The following is an 18942-nucleotide window of genomic DNA, read 5'->3' as shown; positions in this document are numbered from 1 at the left end:
GCCGGGACAAGCCCGGCCACGACGCTGTGGAAGCAGCGAGCCCTCAGATGTCGATCGTCGCGCTCAGCGAATGTTCCTGGATGAAGTCGCGGCGCGGCTCGACCACGTCGCCCATCAGCTTGGTGAAGATGTCGTCGGCCTCGTCGACCTCCTTGACCTTCACCTGCAGTAGCGAGCGCACGTCGGTGTCGAGCGTCGTCTCCCAGAGCTGCTCCGGGTTCATCTCGCCGAGACCTTTGTAGCGCTGCAGTGAGATGCCCTTGCGGCCGGCCTCGGTCACCGCCTCGAACAGGTCGACCGGGCCATGGACCATGTGCTCGGTATCCTTGCGCCGCAGCTTGCCGGAGCGGGCGTAGACGTCCTGTAGCTTCGTTGTGTACTCGTCGAGCTTGCGGGCTTCGGCCGACCCCAGGAACGCATCGTCGATCACAGCGGCTTCCTTGACGCCGCGCACGGTGCGCTCGAACTGGAAGCCCTGGCCTTCCACATATTGCCCGATCCAGCCGCGCTCGACCTCTTCGGCCTGATTGTCCAGCCGGCTCGCGATGTATTGTGCGGCGGCCGCAGCGTTCTCGGGATTGCCGTAGATCGACTTGTTCAGCACGCCGGTGATGGCGGCCTGCTCGATCACCTTGCGGTTATAGCGGCTGTGCAGATTGCGCAGGATGCTGCGGACCACGCGGGCGTCGTCGACCAGCGCGCGCAGATCGCGGCCGGACCGGTCGCCGCCGGTGCCGGGGATGTACACGCAGTCGTCGAGGCCGGCGTCGATCAGATAGTCCTCCAGCGCCCTCTCGTCCTTCAGATACTGCTCGGACTTGCCGCGTGAGACCTTATAGAGCGGCGGCTGGGCGATATAGAGATAGCCGCCGTCGATGATGTCGCGCATCTGCCGGTAGAAGAAGGTCAGCAGCAGCGTGCGGATGTGGGCGCCGTCGACGTCGGCGTCCGTCATCACGATGATCTTGTGATAGCGCAGCTTCTCGATCGAGAACTCGTCGCTGATGCCGGTGCCGAGCGCGGTGATCAGCGTGCCGATCTGTTCCGACGACAGCATCTTGTCGGGGCGTACGCGTTCGACGTTGAGGATCTTGCCGCGCAGCGGCAGCACCGCCTGGAATTCGCGGTTGCGGCCCTGCTTGGCGCTGCCGCCTGCCGAGTCACCCTCGACGATGAAGAGTTCGGATTTGGCCGGATCCTTCTCCTGGCAGTCGGCGAGCTTGCCGGGCAGCGAGGAGACCGAGAGCGGGCTCTTGCGCGTCAATTCGCGCGCCTTTCGCGCAGCCTCACGCGCGGCGGCGGCCTGGATCACCTTGCCGACGATCATCTTGGCTTCGCTCGGATGCTCCTCGAACCAGGCCTGGAGCGCCTCGTTGAGCACGTTCTCGACCACGGGGCGCACTTCCGAGGACACCAGCTTGTCCTTGGTCTGCGACGAAAATTTCGGATCGGGCACCTTCACCGACAGCACGGCGGTGAGGCCTTCGCGGCAATCGTCGCCGGTCAGCGCGATCTTTTCCTTTTTCGCATTGGCCTCGGCATAGCCGTTGACCTGGCGCGTCAGCGCGCCGCGGAAGCCGGCGAGATGGGTGCCGCCGTCCCGCTGCGGGATGTTGTTGGTGAAGCACAGCACGTTCTCGTGGTAGCTGTCGTTCCACCACAAGGCCGCCTCGACGCCAATGCCGTTGGCTTCCGCGCGCACCATGATCGGCGCAGGCACGATCGCCTTCTTGTTGCGGTCGAGATATTTGACGAATTCCTCGACGCCGCCGGAATAGTGCATCTCCTCGCGCTTCTCCACTGCGTGACGCATGTCGGAGAGGGCGATGTTGACGCCGGAATTGAGAAAGGCGAGCTCGCGCAGCCGATGCTCGAGCGTGGCGAAATCATATTCGATGTTCTTGAAGGTCTCGCCCGAAGCGAGGAACGTCACTTCGGTGCCGCGTTTGCCCGGCGCGTCGCCGACCACCACCAGCGGTGCGACGGCATCGCCATGGGCGAACTCGATGTAGTGCTCCTTGTTGTCGCGCCAGATTCGCAAGCCAAGCTTGCTCGACAGCGCGTTGACGACGGAGACGCCGACACCGTGCAGGCCGCCGGAGACCTTGTAGGAGTTCTGGTCGAACTTTCCGCCGGCGTGCAGCTGGGTCATGATGACCTCGGCCGCCGAGATTCCTTCGCCCTTGTGGATGTCGACGGGAATGCCGCGGCCGTCGTCGCGCACGGTGACGGAATTGTCGGCATTGAGCACGACGTCGACGCGCGTGGCGTGGCCCGCCAGCGCTTCGTCGATCGCGTTGTCGACGACTTCGTAGACCATGTGGTGCAGGCCCGAGCCGTCGTCGGTGTCGCCGATATACATGCCCGGGCGCTTGCGAACGGCATCGAGACCCTTGAGCACGCGGATCGATTCCGCGCCGTAATCGCTCGGATTGGAGGGCTCGTTTTCGGCAGGTGTCTGCCGAGCAGGTTCTGTCATGAGAGGCCTTCGAGATGTCGCCCGAATCAGCCGCGCAAAAGGCGCTGATTTGCGAGCTATTTGTGCCATGAAAGAGAGATTGCGCCTAGCGCAAAGTATCTTCCGGCAACCCTTTGACTAAATGGGGTTTTTGGGCCGGTTTTCAAGGTGTTCGAAGGCCGATTCTGGGGCTCGCGAAAAGCCCGATTCGAGACCCCCTTTTTAGCCTTCAAAGGCGTGGATTTTGCGGGGTCGCAGCGACCTGTTCCGACGTGCTGTGGCGCCCGGGAACAGGTCTGTGGGGTCAGTAGATCTGATCCGGCTTCCTGTCGTCGTCACCCAACTGGAGGGACCAGGTCTCGCCTGCGGCCACGGTGATGGTATCGGTGCGCAACGTATGGCCCGACACGACCAGCTGGTAGGAATACGTGCCGGGCGGCAGATCCAGCGTTTGTGGGTGATTTTCGCCGCCCGCGATCTTGATGGTCTGATCGTTGATCGCGAGCGAAGCCACGCCGGGCGCAAGATAGCCGAAGATCAGCAGCGCTCGTCCTGGCATCGGCAGGAAATTGGCCTTGGCCACGGCCTCCGTATTCCGCTGCACCAGCTCGACAATGGTCTCGTCCTTCGCACGGCCAAGTTTCAATGTTGCCGGGCCCTTCGGGGAGACGAAGGCGAGCTTAGCGTGATCGGCGGCAACCACAGTGCCGTCAGGCTTTTCCTCCCAGCCGCGCTTTGCGAGCTCCGTGCGGTAGAAGGCGAGCACAGCAGTGAGCGGGGCCTGCACATGGGCTTCGAGTCCGACCCGCAGCGGGATTTCGATGCCGGTCGCATGGGTGGTGTTGGAGCTGGAGGAGCTATGTTGCTTCGGCACTGGCATGTCGGCGTCGGGATCCGCCGGCGTGAGTGCAGCCGAAGTGTGCGGTGATAGATGCGGTATCCATCCGCCGGCATTTGCGGCGATCAGGCCGCCCGCGAGGAGGGCGAGACCGCACAGCGGCAGCAACCAGCGTGCCGGACCTCTCATCACAGGCTTTATTGTCGTCATGTTCGTTCCCGGCATCAGGGGCCCGGTAGATCAGTACATCTGCAGCGGCATCACGTCGCCGCTCGGCCCCACCAGGAGGCCCCAGGCGTCGCCGGCGGCGACGGTGAGGGTCTCGGTGTGGGCCGGGCGCCCGGGCATGCGCAGGGCGTACTGGTAGGTGCCCGGCAGCAGGTCGAGCATCGGGCCTTTCGGCGATTGCGGACCGCCGGCGCCGGCCGCGATCTTCACCGTCTGCTTGTTGATTGTCAGCGAGGCTTCCTTCGTCCCGATATTGCCGAGCATCAGCCTGGCCTGGCCGGGCTTCGGCATGATGTCGGCCTTCACAGCGGCATCCGGATTCTTCTGCGCCAGGCTGACCGTGGTCTCGCCTTTGGCGCGGCCGAGCTTGAGCACGGCCGGGCCTTGCGGCGAGGTGAAGTCGATCTGTGCGCGTTCGGCGGACACGGTCGCGCCGTCGGCCTTTTCCTGCCAGCCGAGCTTGGAAAGCTCGGCCCGGTAGAAGGCCAGGACATCGCCGAGCGGGGCCGCGATGCTGGCTGCCAGCTCGCGGCGGAACGGCATCTCGCTTCCCGGCATTTTGGTGGTGGCGAGCGAGGTCGACGACCGCTGCGTCGGCACGGGGAGCTGGGATTCAGGGTCGGGCTTGAGCGGCTCGGAGGATTTGGCCTGCACTTCGGCGGCGGCCGTCGGCTTCGCGGCGGCCATCACCAGCCCCGATCCGTCGGCGCGGACATTCACCTTCGGGCCCATCTGCATCACGGTCATAGAGATCGACTTGCCGCTCTTGGAGAATTCCATCATCGCCATGTTGGGCTGGTTGATGACGGAGGGTTGCTCTTTCCAGCCGGCGGGCTTGAGTGACGCGCGATAGAACGCGGTGAGCGCCTTGACGCTCGAGGTGGAGGAGAATTCGAGATGGCCGTCATTGCCTTCGAACTTCACGCCCTCGGCGGTCTCGGGCAGCGGCACCGGCGTCTTGCTGTCGGCGAGCGCATTCAGCGGCGTATCCGACAGGGCGGCCGCCTGCGTCTTGCGCCTGGCCTCATCGGCGGCAATGAGCTGCTGAGCCGCCCCCAAAGCATCGCCGAGGAACCTTGCGTCCGCCTCCTTCTTCGCCTTGGCGCGGGCCGCAAGTGCGGAGTCCTTCACCTGCGCGGTCAGACTGATCATCGTGAAATCATATTTGCGGCCGAGCCGCAGCACGCCGGTTTCCTCCGCCGATGAGACATTGATCGCGATCTCGTCGCCGGGCGCGAGCGGCGCGTTGCCGTCTTCCCGCCAGCCGCGCGCGGCGAGCTCGCGGTGATAGAAGGCGAGCACGGCGGGCAGCTCGGCCATCGCGGCGGCCGACATCTCGCGCTTGTTGGAGCTCGCGCTGCCAAGACCCCTTGCAGATTTGGTCAGCTTCGGCCGCGGCAGGCCGGCCATGTCATCGTCGGCCTCGAGCTCCTGGGGCAGCGCGAACGGCGCCACCCGGATGTCGACATTGGTGCGGCCGTCGTCGCGTCGTGTCAGGGTCAGCATCACTGGCTTCTGGTAGATGTGCGTCGCGTCGCGATCGGGGTGATCGTAAAAGACGCGCACGCCGTTCGGGACGGTCCCGTCAAGATCGGCGTTCGGCCAGCGCGAGGACGTTTCAGGCGTGAGCTTGCGCCAGCCGATCGCCGCCATTTCCTTCGCAAAGAACTCCGAGGTCGCATCGAACGCGCCGGGCGCGATGCAGCCGAGATAGGGTCGGGTCTCGTCGAACGCGAGATCGGTCGCGCCGTCCGGGAACGGCACGTTCGCATAGATCCGGTTCGGCGTGTAGAACACGGCGGATTGGTCGGAGCGCCCGCGCGCCTGTGTGAAGGAGACGCGCAGCCCCAGCCGACCCTTCTTGAAGGTCAGCGCGGCACTCTTCTCGTCCAGCGGATACACATAGGGCACCCAGCCGTCGGCCCTCAGCAGCTTCTTCGTGGCGTCCGACGTGGCGGCAAGCGCGGTCGGCACAGTGTAGATGACGCGATAGGTGTCGGGGTGCGAAGTATCCTCCACCGCGCCGTCCAGCCGCGGCAGCGTATGGACGTCGACGAAGCTTTCGTCTGCCGCGTCCGCGGGATACGACGTGCTCGCCATCGCGAGAACGCCGCAGGCAAGCAGCAGCCATCTTGCCGGGACTTGCGCCCCAAGCGGGATCATCGGCATCGTCAAACTCCTGGGTGTTGCGCGGGCCGTCGCCCTGCGCATGGGCAGACTGCGACACCTCGGCGCGCGGCCTCAGACGAGAAGTCGCGATGGGAACCGGAGAGGTTCAACGGACGGCGTACGAGCGGCGTCACGGGCCTGATCAGGCAGGCATGGCTCAATACAGCTGGAGCGGCGGCCAGGCGTCGCCGTCGCGCCCGATCGTGAGCTCCCAGGTATCGCCGGCGGTAAGGGTGAGGACGTTCGTGGTGGCTGAATGGTCCGGTACGGTCAGTTCGTAGGAATACTTGCCGGGCGCCAGATCCAGCGACACGGCATTGGCGCCGGCGGCGCGTTTGACGGTTCGTGCGTTGATCGTGAGCGCCGCGTCCCTCCCGCTGATATTGCTGAACACCAGCTTGGCCTGGCCGGGTTCGGGCATGATATTGGCCCGAATCGCCGCATCGGCGTTCTTCTGCACGAGATGGATCGAGGTGCTGCTGTCCTTGCGGGCGAGCTGGAGTGCGGCCGGCCCCAGCGGGGAGGCGAAAGCGAGCTGGGCGTGATCGGTTGCGATCACCGCGCCATCAGGCTGTTCCTGCCAGCCAAGCTTTCCGAGCTCCGTGCGATAGAAGCTGAGGACGTCGCCGAGCTCTGCGGGCACGGTGGTTTCGAGCCTGGTGCGGAGCGGGGCTTCGACGCCGGGCATCACCGTGGTGTGGGTGCCTCGATAGAGGTAGCGGGTCGGCGCGGGCAGCCGCGCATCGGGATCCGGCGCGAGCGCGACTGAGAACAGTGGCGACAAATTCGATACCCAGGCGCCGGCGCTTGCGGCGAGCAGGCAGCTCGCGAACAGAGCGAGGCCGCACGCAAGAAGTTGCCATCGCGCAGGAGCTCTTGCCCCGTGCCTTACCGTCGTCATGCCTACGCTCCAAGCATCGCGCGTGTGGGAAATACCGCGCGATTGCACAACGGCGGCACCGTCGGCGCCGCTTCAGACAGCTAGTCGCTGATGGAACAGAGCGGGTTCAACCCGGAGGCCTAGCGTCGCGACGAGACCTGTCCGCTCTCGACGTCGAAGACTTCGCCTCCAGCGCCGATCTCGGCGAAGGCCGCCGGGTCCGCGCCGGTCAGCCACACCTGCGCGCCGAGCTTGCGCAGCTCGTCGAACAGCGCGGCGCGGCGGTTCGGATCGAGATGGGCGACGACCTCGTCGAGCAGCAGCAGCGGCACGATGCCGGTCATCTCGGCGACCAGGCTCGCATGCGCGAGCACGAGGCCGATCAGCAGCGCCTTCTGCTCGCCCGTGGACGCATCACGCGCGGGCATGCTTTTCGGCGCATAGATCACCTGCAGATCGGTGAGATGCGGGCCGTCGGTGGTGCGGCCGGCGATGGCATCGCGCGGCCGGTTGTCGCGCAGGATCTGGCGGTAGCGGTCCTCGACCGACGTCGCCGTCTCGGTCAGCAGCGCGTTCTCCATCCAGCCGTCGAGCGCGATCTGCGCCGAGGGAAAGGCGGAGGCCTGCGCGCGCGCATTCAGCATGCCGGTGAGCCTTGCCGCGGTCTGGCCGCGCGTTGCCGCGACCGCGACCGCAAGCTCCGCGGTTTCGCGCTCGATCGCGTCGCACCAATGGTCGTCGTAATTGCGGGTTTCGAGCAGGCGGTTGCGCGAGCGCAGCGACCGTTCCAGCGCGTTGATGCGGCTGGAATGCTCGTTGTCGATCGCCAGCACCAGGCGGTCGAAGAAGCGCCGCCGTTCCGAGCCTGCGCCCATGAACAGCCCGTCCATCGCCGGCGTCAGCCACACCATGCGGATATGGTCGCCGAAGGCCGTCGCGGACCCAACCGGCTCGCGGTCGATGCGGCAGCGCCGGCTTACGGCGGCGTCAGAGCGCGGTGCATCAATGCCAGTGCCGAGCGTGGCCAGCCCCAGCGCGCCCTCGACCTGCGCGGAGACGGCCCAGGATCCGTCGCCCTGGTTGTCGGCGACGTCTTCCAGCGTCGCCCGCCGCAAGCCCCGGCCCGGCGACAGAAACGAGATCGCCTCGATGCAATTGGTCTTGCCCGCCCCGTTCGGCCCGACCAGCGCCACCATGTCAGCCGCCGTCTCGAGCCCCGCCGCCCGATAATTGCGAAAATGCGTCAGCGTCAGGCGATGAATGCGGGAGGGGGTCATCAGTTATTCGTTCTGGCGCGATTCTTCCCCTCTCCCCTTGTGGGAGAGGGTGGCGCCTCACGCAGTGAGGCGACGGGTGAGGGGTATCTTACCGCCCGGCAAGCTTTGCAAGGATATCCTCCAATACAGAAGCGGGCTGCTGTAGCACGTCGTTGTTCCAGTAGCGCAATGTCCAAAACCCTTCGGCAGCAAGCGTCGCCTCACGCGTCGCGTCTCGCTGCGATTCCGAGTGTTGGCTTCCGTCGATCTCGATCACGAGGCGCTTCTCGAAGCAGACGAAATCGAGAATGTAGTTTTTGAACGGTACCTGTCGGCGAAACTTGAAAGTGGAGAGCCGACGATCTCTCAGCAAGCGCCACATTGCGGTTTCAGCATCGGTTGGTTCGTGCCGCATGTTCTTCGCGAATTGGCGGAGACGCTTGGCGACTGGCCGATGGGATGGCTCCTGCGGCACGAACCCCTCACCCGACTGAGTGTGTATCCGCCAGCGGAGATGCCCTCTCCCACAAGGGGAGAGGGCACAACAATGTGCGTCGCGCTTGTGGCGACAGGGAAGGCTGTAGCTTCACCCTCTCCCCTTGTGGGAGAGGGTGGCTTCGCGCAGCGAAGCCGGGCGAGGGGTTGTCTCCGCGTACAAGGTATCCCGAGAGGAGGAGCACGTCCCTCACACCCGCATCGGCATCAGCACGTACAATGCGCTTTTGTCGTCGCGGTCTTGCACCAGGGTGGGCGAGCCCGGATCGGCAAGCCTGAGCGTTGCGACGTCGCCTTCGATCTGGGCTGCGATGTCGAGCAAATAGCGGGAGTTGAAGCCGATATCGAGGGCGTCGGAGGCGTATTCGACCTCGAGCTCTTCGGTCGCGCTGCCGGAATCCGGATTGGTCACCGACAGCACCAGCTTGCCCGGCGACAGCGACAGCTTCACCGCCCGGCCGCGCTCGCTGGAGATCGTCGAGACGCGGTCGACCGCGTTCTCAAAGTCCTTCTTGTCGACGACGAGCTCTTTGTCGTTGCCCTGCGGGATGACGCGGCCGTAGTCGGGGAAGGTGCCGTCGATCAGTTTCGAGGTCAGCACGACGTTCCCGATCGTAAAGCGGATTTTTGCCTGCGACAGCTCGATCGTCATCTCGGCGTCGGTATCCTCGATCAGGCGCTGCACCTCGCCGACGGTCTTGCGCGGCACGATCACGCCGGGCATGCCCTCGGCGCCCTTCGGCTGCACCAAATCGAGCTGGGCGAGGCGGTGGCCATCGGTGGCGACGCCGCGTAAGGTGGCGGCCTTGGGCGTGCCGGCGGCATGCAGGTAGATGCCGTTGAGATAATAGCGGGTCTCCTCGGTGGAGATCGCGAACTGGGTGCGGTCGATCAGCCGCTTGACGTCCTTGGCGGCGAGCGAGAAGGAGTGCGACATGTCGCCGGCGGCCAGATCCGGGAAATCATTCTCCGGCAGGGTCTGCAGCGTGAAGCGCGAGCGGCCGGCGCGGATCGCCAGCACCGCGCGGTCGCCGTCGGCTTCCAGCACGATCTGCGAGCCGTCGGGCAGCTTGCGCACGATGTCGTAGAACATGTGCGCCGGCACGGTGGTGGAGCCCGCGGTCGCGGTTTCCGCCGGCAGCGTCTCCGTCACCTCGAGATCGAGGTCGGTTGCCTTCAGCGACAATTTGGCGTTTTCGGCCCGGACCAGCACGTTGCCGAGGATCGGAATCGTGTTGCGGCGCTCGACCACGCGGTGGACGTGGCCCAGTGACTTCAGGAGTTGCGCGCGTTCGACCGTAACCTTCATTGCACTACTCGCCCGATCCCCAAAATGAAGACGCCGGGCGGTCGAAAAGCCCCGCCGCGGCACCGATGACCCCGGCAGGTCAGGGCCATCCAACCGATATGACCAAAGCCGCCAGGGTCGCGCAAGGTGGCTCGGATGGCCCCCGGATTCAAGGGATCGGGGGCCAGTTCCGCACGATTCCCACGATTTACCGCCCAAATGAAAACCGCCGCCCAGGCATGGCCGGGGCGGCGGGAGAATGGCAGGAGTGCCTTAGGCGTTTATTCCTGAAGCTGGCGCTTCAGCGACTCCACTTCCTCGGACAGCGCGGTGTCCTTGGAGACCAGGGCCTCGATCTTGCGCACGGCGTGCAGCACCGTGGTGTGGTCGCGCCCGCCGAAGCGGCGGCCGATCTCGGGGAGCGAGCGCAGGGTCAGCGTCTTGGCGAGATACATCGCCACCTGGCGCGGGCGCACCACGTTGGCGGTGCGGCGCGAGGAGAGCAGGTCGGAGCGGCTGACATTATACTGCCGCGCCACCACGCGCTGGATGTCCTCGATCTTGATCCGCTTGGGCTCCTGCGGCCGGACCAGGTCGCGCACCTCGTGCTCCGCCATCTCCAGCGTCACCGGCCGGTTGTTGAGCTTCGAGTGCGCCAGCAGGCGGTTGATCGCGCCTTCGAGGTCGCGGCCGTTATGGGTGATGGTGCGCGCCAGATAATGCAGCACCTCCTCCGGTACCTCGAAGGTCGCATGATGGGCGCGGGCCGCGGCGACGCGCGACTTGAGGATGCCGTGACGCAGCTCTTCGCCGAGCGAGCCCATCTCGACCACGAGGCCGCCGGCGAGCCGCGAGCGGACGCGGTCATCGAGGCTTTCGAGATCGGACGGCGGCCGGTCGGCGGCGATCACGACCTGGCGGCCGGCATCGATCAGCGCGTTCAGCGTGTGACAGAACTCGGCCTGGGTCGACTTGCCCTGCAGGAACTGCAGATCGTCGATCACCAGCACGTCGATGCCGCGCAGCGCTTCCTTGAAGGCCAGCGCCGTCTGCGTCTTCAGCGCGGCGACGAAGCCGTACATGAATTTCTCTGCCGTCAGGTACAGCACCTTGCGCTCGTTACCGGAATTGCCGGCCCAGGTCACCGCCTGGAGCAGATGCGTCTTGCCGAGGCCGACGCCGGCATGGATGTAGAGCGGGTTGAACATCACCGGGTCGCCGCGGCGACCTTCGGCGACCTGACGCGCGGCTGCATGCGCCAGCGTGTTGGAACGGCCGACGACGAAGCTCGCGAAAGTCAGGCGCGGATCGAGCGGCGAGCCGCCGAGCGCATCGTGATTGGCTGACACCGGCGCGGTCGCGGTCGAGCGCAGCTCCGGTGTGGGCGTGCGTCGCGTCTCGACCGGCGCGGGGGCTTCCTTCGGCTGTATCACCGGGCGCACGGCCGAACGCACCGTGAGGTCGATGCGATGCACTTCCGGCATCTCGGCCTGCCAGCACGACAACACGCGCTCGGCATAATGAGCCTGAATCCAGCTCTTCAGGAACCGGGTCGGCACCGAGAGGCGCACGCTCTCGTCCTGCACGCCTTCCAGATCCATGCGCGCAAACCAGCTCGTGTAAACGTCTTCGCCGACGGTCGAGCGCAGCCGACCCTTCACGCGTGACCAGCGATCCTGTTCCATTGTCATCGTCAAAAAACTTCTCTTGAGAGATAAGGTTGCGTTGTGAGCGCCATGCAGGGGTTCCCTGGTCATGGCGCGACCTCAAGCGAGTCCATCGTCAGGCATAGCTCGACCGTTCGGCGCAAACGCCGCGGGTCAGATCAGCGATGTCGGAGATGGAGAGTTCGCGAGGTCAGCGCGTACTCGACGCGCTCTCGCACGTGGGAGGCTGAACGCTGGACGGATCGGAGACGGCATCGTTGAACGATGGAACTTGTGTCAATACCGCGTTGAATCCGTAGGCCATGATACCTCCCCGTCCTGCCGTGATCGCTCACGACAAGGTCCTGCTTCTGAAGACACCCGCGACGAAAAATCGCTGATGCCCTGCCCGTCTGCACTGTTCGTCCGCTCGGCTTCGCCATCGCTCGTGTCGGGGTAACTTTGCGATGTCCGTGCGTCTCGCGCGATCGGGATACGCAAGATCCCGCTTGGAGACATTCAGACAAAGAGATACCATTCCCATATTGCTATGGGTTTTTGATCCGACATTCGCTTTTTGAAGCGTCGCCTACGTGCACACCGCCGCCGATTTGCACGCTCGCCCCGTTTCCTAAACCGCGCTGGTCTGAAGATCGTGGGCGCCGCTGACGACTTAAGGAATACACTATGCGGAAAGACTCGCAACGAAATTGATTCACACTTGAGGCGTCAAAAAACTTGACCTCGGTTAACGCCGCGCGGGAGTTGTTCACAGGCTCGGAAGCAAGTTTTTGGATTCGTGCACAGAATCGAGAATGCCGGGCATCATGTGACAATTCTCCGTCACTGCTAAAAAAATTTTTACAAATTCGTCACGCGCCGGACGTGTCGGCGAATTTTCCAAATGCTTGCGGTCGCTATGTCGATAAGTGATTAGCGAGACATCGCTTTTTGAGTCTCGTTTCACAGGGTAACTCCATAGCCACGCGCGTTCCGGTGAATCTACGGTGTGCAGAACTCCTGCGTGCGCGAATTCATCTTAGCCCCGCAGCACAGGGGTTTTTGCAACGCGGTGAAAGTTTCCACTGTTGCAAGACATCGGCAGGTAGAACTACGGAACGAAGAATAGCGCAGGCGGTGCAAACCTTCCGATCGAAGATCGACTGTGGCGTGACCGGTTGAGTGAATATGACTGGCAACAAAAAAGCCCGGCGCGATGCCGGGCTGTTTGACGCGTGCGATGTTCGATCGGATCGGCCGACCGATTGGTTCGCCGTTACCTGGCTCGTTACTTGGCGAGCTTGGCGATCTGCGCGGTGAGGCGCGAGACTTTGCGGCTGGCGTTGTTCTTGTGAATGATGTTGCGCTGGGCGGCGCGCATCAAGGCGGGCTCGGCATTCGCCAGCGCCTTCACGGCAGCGGCGCGGTCGCCGGTCGCGATGGCTTCTTCGACGTTACGCACGGCACCGCGCATCTGGGTGCGGCGCGACTTGTTGACGGCGGTGCGGCGGGCGATCTTGCGCGTCGCTTTCTTGGCGGAAGTGGTATTGGCCATGGTCTCAATATCCTTTGCGGGTACCGGTCGCGTCTTGGTCGGGTAGCGCCGGCTTGCTTGACCGCGGAATCGACGCTCGGATTTAGGGTGTTCGGTTGCTGGGCTGTCCCCGGAACATGAGGCCGCAAAGAGCTCTAAGCCCAAGGAGCCTGCAACTGCTCAAAGAACAGCGGCGGCAGGATTGCGCCCGCCGCCAGTTGGCGCCCTTATAGAGAGGGTCTTCGGCACCGTCAACGCTTTCCAGGCTGGAAAAGCGGCCCCCGGGGCGCTCCAGGGGCGTCGTAACGCCCTGAAGAGGTTGAATTTCTGCCGTCTCCCGGCTATTGGCTGGCGGCGTTTTGTCGGCTCCTCCGATCGGACGACCATATAAGGTGAGGCATGATCCGCGGTTTTTTCCGACTGATTGGGCTGTTGCTGCTCGCTGGCGGGTTCATCTTCATGGTCTATGACGGCGCCCGCTGGGTGGCCGACCAGACCCTCAAATTCACCCGGTTCGGCCAGTTCTGGAACGACATCAATCAGGCCAGCCAATCGGCATTCCGCACCTGGGTCGAGGCCAAGGCGCCCTGGCTCTGGACCTCGGTGATCCGCCTGCTGCTGGATCAGCCGGTGTTCGCCGTCCTCGGCATTCTCGGCATCCTGCTGATGATCCTGTTCCGGCCGCGGAAACCGCTGATCGGCTATTCCCGGGATTGAGCTTCCCGCCGGGATTGATCCTCAATTCCCGGGATTGAGCGCTCGCGAGACGAGCGGCGTAACAAGGCCGCTCTCGCCAGCGTAGATCCCTATATTCCCACCTGATCGCGAGCACGCCGCCTGAGCATCTGGCTCGGGCGACGGACGGCTCGTCTGCGGAGATCCAATCATGCTGTTCATGCGCAAGACCACCGCATTGCCGAGCGCAACTGAAGCGCTGCCTGGCCGTGCGCAAGCCATTCCGACCGCGGCCACCCATTTCGTCAACGGCAGCAAGCTCAAGCCGCCTTATCCCGCCGGCCTCGAGCAGGCCGTGTTCGGGCTCGGCTGCTTCTGGGGCGCCGAGCGCAAGTTCTGGCAGCTCGGCGATGGCATCTACACCACCGCCGTCGGCTATGCCGGCGGCCATACGCCGAACCCGACCTATGAAGAGACCTGCTCGGGACGAACCGGTCACACCGAAGTGGTGCTGGTCGTGTTCGATCCGAACAAGCTGTCTTACGAGAAGCTCCTGCAGACGTTCTGGGAGAGCCACAACCCGACGCAGGGCATGCGTCAGGGCAACGATGTCGGCACGCAATATCGTAGCGCGATCTACACCTATTCCGATGCGCAGAAGAAGGCGGCCGACGAGTCGAAGGCGCTCTATCAGAAGGCGCTTGCTGCAAAAGGCCTCGGTGCCATCACCACCGAAATCGCGCCATCAGGCGAATTCTATTTCGCTGAGGACTACCATCAGCAATATCTGGCGAAGAATCCCGCCGGCTATTGCGGCTTAGGGGGCACCGGCGTGTCCTGCCCGATCGGCGTCGGCGTGAGCGCGTAGGTCCCACCAGAAGTTCGTCATGCCCGGGACAAGCCCGGGCATGACGGAGTGTGCGGCAGCTATCGCGCCCGCAAAGCACCCCGCCCCGCTCAACGCTTTATTAACCATAACCGGTGCATCACTTAAGCCGTCTCGTTTCGAGGGATTGGTCCGGTGCCGGTTGCACGCGCGTTTCGATGGTCGATCTTGGCAGCGTCCCTGGCAGCGTCCGCCGCGCTGACCCTTGGCGGCTGCATGCAGACCGCCGGCCCCGTCGCGGTGATGCAGCCGCGCGCCGATCTCGATTCCATGGCCTATGGCCAGCCCTACAGTGCGCCGCAGCCGGTTGTCGTCGCTGATGGCGGCGGCGCCATCGGCGCGCTGCGTAATTCCTTTGCCTCTTCGCCCGCACCGATGCCGGTCGGCTACGCCGCGCCGATGCGCTATGACGCTTCCTACCATCTCGACGCCGGCGACAAGCTCCGCGTCGTGGTCTACGGCCAGGAAGGTCTCACCAACAGCTATGCCATCGACGCCGGCGGATCCATCACCATGCCGCTGATCGGTGCAGTGCCGGCCCGCGGCCGCACCACGGCGGGCCTTGCCGGCGAGATCGCCGCGCGCCTGCGCAACGGTTACATCCGCGAGCCCTCGGTCGCGGTCGAGATCGAGGCCTATCGCCCGTTCTTCATTCTCGGCGAAGTCACGGCGCCCGGCCAATATCCTTACGTGCCGAACATGACGGTCGAGAGTGCGGTCGCAATCGCCGGCGGTTTCTCGCCCCGCGCCAAGCGCGACGTGGTCACCATCACGCACACCGAGAACGGCGGCTCCATGCGCGCCGTGGTGCCGCTCGGCACCCCCTTGAACCCCGGCGACACCGTGTTCGTCGGCGAGCGCTGGTTCTAGCTCACCGCCTGAAATCCAGCCGCCCGTCAGGAAAACATCCATCGATCCTGTTAGCGTCGATGACGCGTCCGACCCATGGCCGTGTGATCGCCGGCGTGGTCAGGTTGACATATTTTCCGACCAGCCGATCCGCGCCCTCGCGTGCGGCCTCGATCAGCCCGTGCCGGCGGCCATTGTCCCAGTCGAAGCGCAGATAGATACGGCTGCCCGTGATGCGCACTTCCGCGCGCCCTTGTTTCCACGTCTCCGCCGTGTCGCCGGCGATGGTCGGATCGGCGCCGCCGTTCCAGCGGCTCGCCCAGATGCCTTCGAGCGGATCGGATGGCGCTGCGATCGCTGCCCACGCCGGCGCATTGCCGTCCGCGGCACCGCCAGGCAGCGTGGCCGTCGCGGCATAAGCCATCACTTCGTAATCATCGGGTGAGGGGACATCCATGGTTCCGAACGGATTGCGGATGACGAGGTGCGTGATGGCTTGCGGCATGGCGATCTCCCGGCGTGAGTTGGCTCGATTGGCCAGCTCTATCGCCGGGCGGCAGGATGCAGCCACCCGATTCCTGCTTTGAGATGGCGCAACTCTCTCCTCTTGTCATTCCGGGGCGCGCGATAGCGCGAGCCCGGAATCCATCGCGCCACCATCGCTGACGCCCGATGGATTCCGGGTTCGACGCTGACGCGTCGCCCCGGAATGACAGACGAAAGAGACGCGCCCTATTTCAAATGCTTCGCGAAAAAGTCCATGCTGCGCGGCCAGGCGATGTCGGCGCTGGCCTTGTCGTAGCTCGCGCGCTCGTCGCAATGGAAGCCGTGCTGGGCGCCCGGATAGACGAACACCTCCACGTCCGGCCGCTTCGACTTGATGGTCTCGACGTCGGTCAGGGGGATGCCCGCATCCTTCTCGCCGAAATGCAGTTGCGTCGGCACCTTCGGCGTCTCGTCGGCGAAGCGCACGACCGCGCCGCCGTAATAACCGATCGCAGCCTTCAGTCCCGACAGCCGCGTCGCCGCGACAAAGGCGATGCTGCCCCCCAGGCAAAAGCCGATGATGCCCACCGGGCCCACGCTCTTCACCGCATCGATCGCGGCCTGGGTGTCGCGCAGCATCGCCGCCCAATCGGGGCTGGCGACGAACTTGCGGGCTTCGGCGATCTCATCGGGCGAATAGCCCGACTGGAAGCCCGGCGTGGTGCGGTCGAAGATCGACGGCGCGATCGCCACATAGCCTTCCCCGGCGAGGCGGTCGCAGACCGAGCGGATGTGGTGATTGACGCCAAAGATCTCCTGGATCACCACCACCGCGCCCTTCGGCGTACCACGGGGATCGGCGCGATAGGCGCCAAACTGGAAATTGTCGGAGGCCGTCAGCTTGATGTCGTGTCCCACGCGGGTTGTCCTTCTTGGTTGGTCGTCGATAGGGAAATTCGCTCGTTCCACAATCTCGTCATGCCCGGGCATAGCCGTCTGAAGGACGGCCGCTTCGCTCGCCTATGTCCCGGGCATCCACGTTCTTGGTGCCGCACGGAAGATCGTGGATGGCCGGGACAAGCCCGGCCATGACGAAGCCGAAACTTCAGCGTAAAGCTCCGCTCATCATGCGCCGTGGTCTGAGGCCGTGAGCGGCAACACCTACTCCCACATCCAGTTCTCGCCGTAATCCTCCTTCCACCCTGCCAGCCGTCCATGACGGAATTGCAGGAACAGGCGGTGGCGGTAGGGGATCAAGCCGCTGCCGCCGATGTTGCGCAGCGCGAGATAGATCTCGTTGCCGGGACGCCCGCGCACATATTGCAGCGGCTGCCCGAGGGCGCGGGCGGTTTGCTCGGCATCCATGCCGAAGGCGAGCGGCGTATTGTTCGACAAGGTCGTGACGAAGGGCTGGCGCGGCGGCACAGTGCCGAAGGGTTCGGCGTGCGCTGCCGACAACAGGGCCGCTGTTGCGCCCGCCGCGAAGATCGCTCGCATCATGGTCTTGCGTCCCTGATTGTCCGGCCTATGCCGGCAAGTTCTTCAGGAAAGGCTCGACCGCGTCAACAAAAGCCTTGGGTTGATCGATGTTGACGGCGTGGCCGGCCGCGTTGATCACGACCTTTTGTGCGCCGGGGATTTTTGCCGCCATGTAATCGGACGCGGCGAGGAACGGCGTGTCGTCGGCGCCGACCACGATCAGGCAGGGCACCCTGATGTCGGGCAGCAGCTCGATCACGCGCGCATCCCGCTGGGTCAGCATGCCGCGCGCGGCGAGCGCCAATCCCCTGGCGTTGCGGTGGCTCGCGGTAGCGCGCTCGCGCGTCGTCGATTTCAGCATGTCGAGACCTTCGCGATCGAGCTTGTCGGCGGTGCCGAGTGCCCGCGCGTTCCAGGCATCGCGGGCGTCGTCCTTCTTGAAGCCGGGCCCCGTGTCGATGATCAGCAGCGCACGGGCGGCTTGCGGATAGGTGCGATAGAACGCGAGCGACATGTAGCCGCCGAGCGAGAGACCACCGATGATCGCGCGCTCAGCGCCGACAGCGTTGAGGATCGCCGCCATGTCGCCGACCGTCAGAGTTTCACTATAGGCGTTGGGATCATCGGGATAATCGGACTGGCCGTGGCCGCGCATGTCCCACAGCACGAGCTTGTGGTCCCTCGCGAGCGCATCGACCTGCCCGTGCCACATTGCCGACGTCGAGGAATAGCCGTGGGTGAGCAGCAGCGGCGGACCGTCGCCGTGAACTTCGTAGTAGATATTGACGCCGTCGCGATCGATCCTTGGCATTGCTTCCGCCCCTTTTCTTTTTGTTCTAGCCGCAATCTCAGTGTTTCACTCTCCCCCTCCAGGGGAGGGTAAGGTTCGCGGTTGGCTGCATTCTACTTCGCCAAGTTACCTGGAAGAAACTGCCTGAAAGCGATGGCACGCATGTCTGACGCACGCGCTGTTGTGTCCAGTGGCTGCGTCGGCGCCGTTGGCGCGGCGCACAACGAGCAAGTGCAGAGGCGGTTTTTTCGACTCGTTCCAAATTGCATTTGCCACGGCACGCGAACCCGATCATTCTCGCCGCCAAGGCTGACGCCAGCCCGGTGGGCGTCCGCTATTCAAGTTGCCGCCGTAAGCGGCTTCATGCACCGGCAGGGGAAGACGCCTATGCCAACACTCACCATCAACGGGCGGAGTATGTCCGTGGATGCGGCGAACGACACGCCGCTCCTCTGGGCGATCCGCGAGCAATTGCAGATGACCGGCACCAAGTTCGGCTGCGGTGCCGGGCTGTGCGGGGCCTGCACCGTGCACGTCAACGGCGAAGCCGTACGCTCGTGTCAGACCATGGTCGGCGATGTCGCCGGCAAGAAGATCACCACCATCGAAGGCCTTTCCGCCAAGGGCGATCATCCCTTGCAGAAGGCGTGGGTCGCCGAGCAGGTGCCGCAATGCGGGTACTGCCAGTCCGGGCAGATCATGCAGGCAGCTTCGCTGCTGTCGAAGAATCCCAATCCGACCAAGGAAGAAGTCGTGGCGCATATGGACGGCAACCTCTGCCGCTGCATGACCTATTCGCGGATCCAGAAGGCGATCATGCGAGCCGCATCCGAGATGCGCACCGCGTCCGCCTCCGGCAACGAACGGAGGCCCACATGAATAAGCACGTCAAGAACGTCACCCCCGCGACGACCGATCTCAGCCGCCGCTCCTTCCTTGTCGGCACCGCCGCAAGCGGCCTCGTGCTCGGCTATGCCGGCGTGCC

The 18942-nt window shown here is 64.5% G+C and carries 18 protein-coding genes; 5 read left to right on the top strand and 13 right to left on the bottom strand.

Going from position 1 to position 18942, the window contains the following annotated elements:
• Positions 1-43: 43 nt before the first annotated feature.
• The 9 genes from gyrB to rpsT form a co-directional block, all read right to left on the bottom strand.
• The gene (gene gyrB / locus IC66_RS0124525) at positions 44-2479 is read right to left on the bottom strand and encodes a DNA topoisomerase (ATP-hydrolyzing) subunit B (protein WP_028139542.1); all 2436 of its coding nucleotides are present in this window, start codon (positions 2477-2479) and stop codon (positions 44-46) included.
• 283 nt (positions 2480-2762) lie between these two features.
• Entirely contained in the window at positions 2763-3506 is a 744-nt protein-coding gene (locus IC66_RS0124520) for a hypothetical protein (protein WP_038949413.1), read from the bottom strand.
• A gap of 30 nt (positions 3507-3536) precedes the next feature.
• Positions 3537-5693, bottom strand: coding sequence for a hypothetical protein (locus IC66_RS0124515; RefSeq protein WP_038949412.1), 2157 nt, complete (start codon positions 5691-5693; stop codon positions 3537-3539).
• A gap of 157 nt (positions 5694-5850) precedes the next feature.
• Positions 5851-6594 (bottom strand): hypothetical protein, encoded by a 744-nt coding sequence (locus IC66_RS0124510; protein WP_028139545.1) that lies wholly within the window; start codon positions 6592-6594, stop codon positions 5851-5853.
• Positions 6595-6713: 119 nt separating this feature from the next.
• Positions 6714-7850, bottom strand: coding sequence for a DNA replication/repair protein RecF (gene recF / locus IC66_RS0124505; RefSeq protein ID WP_028139546.1), 1137 nt, complete (start codon positions 7848-7850; stop codon positions 6714-6716).
• Positions 7851-7938: 88 nt separating this feature from the next.
• On the bottom strand, positions 7939-8304 hold the full coding sequence (locus IC66_RS0124500) for an endonuclease domain-containing protein (RefSeq protein WP_028139547.1): 366 nt from the start codon (positions 8302-8304) through the stop codon (positions 7939-7941).
• Between the two features lie 210 nt (positions 8305-8514).
• Positions 8515-9633: a DNA polymerase III subunit beta gene (gene dnaN, locus IC66_RS0124495; RefSeq protein ID WP_018319464.1), complete on the bottom strand. Its 1119-nt coding sequence runs from the start codon at positions 9631-9633 to the stop codon at positions 8515-8517.
• 260 nt (positions 9634-9893) lie between these two features.
• Positions 9894-11303, bottom strand: coding sequence for a chromosomal replication initiator protein DnaA (gene dnaA, locus IC66_RS0124490; RefSeq protein ID WP_028139548.1), 1410 nt, complete (start codon positions 11301-11303; stop codon positions 9894-9896).
• 1243 nt (positions 11304-12546) lie between these two features.
• Positions 12547-12813 carry a 30S ribosomal protein S20 gene (rpsT, locus tag IC66_RS0124485; protein WP_018319466.1) on the bottom strand — a complete coding sequence of 89 codons (267 nt, stop codon included), beginning with the start codon at positions 12811-12813 and terminating at the stop codon, positions 12547-12549.
• Positions 12814-13191: 378 nt separating this feature from the next.
• Here rpsT and IC66_RS0124480 point away from each other — a divergent pair, with 378 nt between their 5' ends.
• The 3 genes from IC66_RS0124480 (at position 13192) to IC66_RS0124470 (ending at position 15223) form a co-directional block, all read left to right on the top strand.
• On the top strand, positions 13192-13509 hold the full coding sequence (locus IC66_RS0124480) for a hypothetical protein (RefSeq protein WP_028139549.1): 318 nt from the start codon (positions 13192-13194) through the stop codon (positions 13507-13509).
• A gap of 169 nt (positions 13510-13678) precedes the next feature.
• Positions 13679-14335, top strand: a complete 657-nt coding sequence (msrA, locus tag IC66_RS0124475) for a peptide-methionine (S)-S-oxide reductase MsrA (RefSeq protein WP_038949411.1) — start codon at positions 13679-13681, stop codon at positions 14333-14335.
• A 153-nt stretch (positions 14336-14488) separates the two neighbouring features.
• Positions 14489-15223, top strand: coding sequence for a polysaccharide biosynthesis/export family protein (locus IC66_RS0124470; protein WP_028139551.1), 735 nt, complete (start codon positions 14489-14491; stop codon positions 15221-15223).
• Between the two features lies 1 nt (position 15224).
• On the opposite strand, the gene IC66_RS0124465 is transcribed toward IC66_RS0124470, so the two are convergent.
• From IC66_RS0124465 to IC66_RS0124450, 4 genes are all read right to left on the bottom strand, one after another.
• Positions 15225-15707, bottom strand: coding sequence for a hypothetical protein (locus IC66_RS0124465; RefSeq protein WP_038949410.1), 483 nt, complete (start codon positions 15705-15707; stop codon positions 15225-15227).
• Positions 15708-15934: 227 nt separating this feature from the next.
• Positions 15935-16606, bottom strand: coding sequence for a dienelactone hydrolase family protein (locus IC66_RS0124460; RefSeq protein ID WP_038949409.1), 672 nt, complete (start codon positions 16604-16606; stop codon positions 15935-15937).
• 243 nt (positions 16607-16849) lie between these two features.
• Positions 16850-17188, bottom strand: a complete 339-nt coding sequence (locus IC66_RS0124455) for a hypothetical protein (RefSeq protein WP_028139554.1) — start codon at positions 17186-17188, stop codon at positions 16850-16852.
• A 25-nt stretch (positions 17189-17213) separates the two neighbouring features.
• Entirely contained in the window at positions 17214-17978 is a 765-nt protein-coding gene (locus IC66_RS0124450) for an alpha/beta fold hydrolase (RefSeq protein ID WP_038949408.1), read from the bottom strand.
• A 366-nt stretch (positions 17979-18344) separates the two neighbouring features.
• On the opposite strand from IC66_RS0124450, the gene IC66_RS0124445 reads away from it, so the two are divergent.
• Together IC66_RS0124445 and IC66_RS49255 are read left to right on the top strand one after the other, a co-directional pair.
• A complete protein-coding gene (locus IC66_RS0124445) occupies positions 18345-18836 on the top strand; it encodes a (2Fe-2S)-binding protein (RefSeq protein WP_028139556.1) in 492 nt (163 codons plus the stop codon).
• The coding region (locus IC66_RS49255) for a twin-arginine translocation signal domain-containing protein (RefSeq protein WP_157158089.1) at positions 18833-18942 on the top strand (110 nt) is incomplete at its 3' end. The genes IC66_RS0124445 and IC66_RS49255, both read left to right, overlap by 4 nt.

This window comes from Bradyrhizobium genomosp. III (genome assembly GCF_000261705.1).
Classification (GTDB): Bacteria; Pseudomonadota; Alphaproteobacteria; order Rhizobiales; family Xanthobacteraceae; genus Bradyrhizobium; species Bradyrhizobium ottawaense.
Note: the sequence above shows the minus strand (reverse complement) of the source record. Positions and strands in the feature narration are given on the sequence as shown.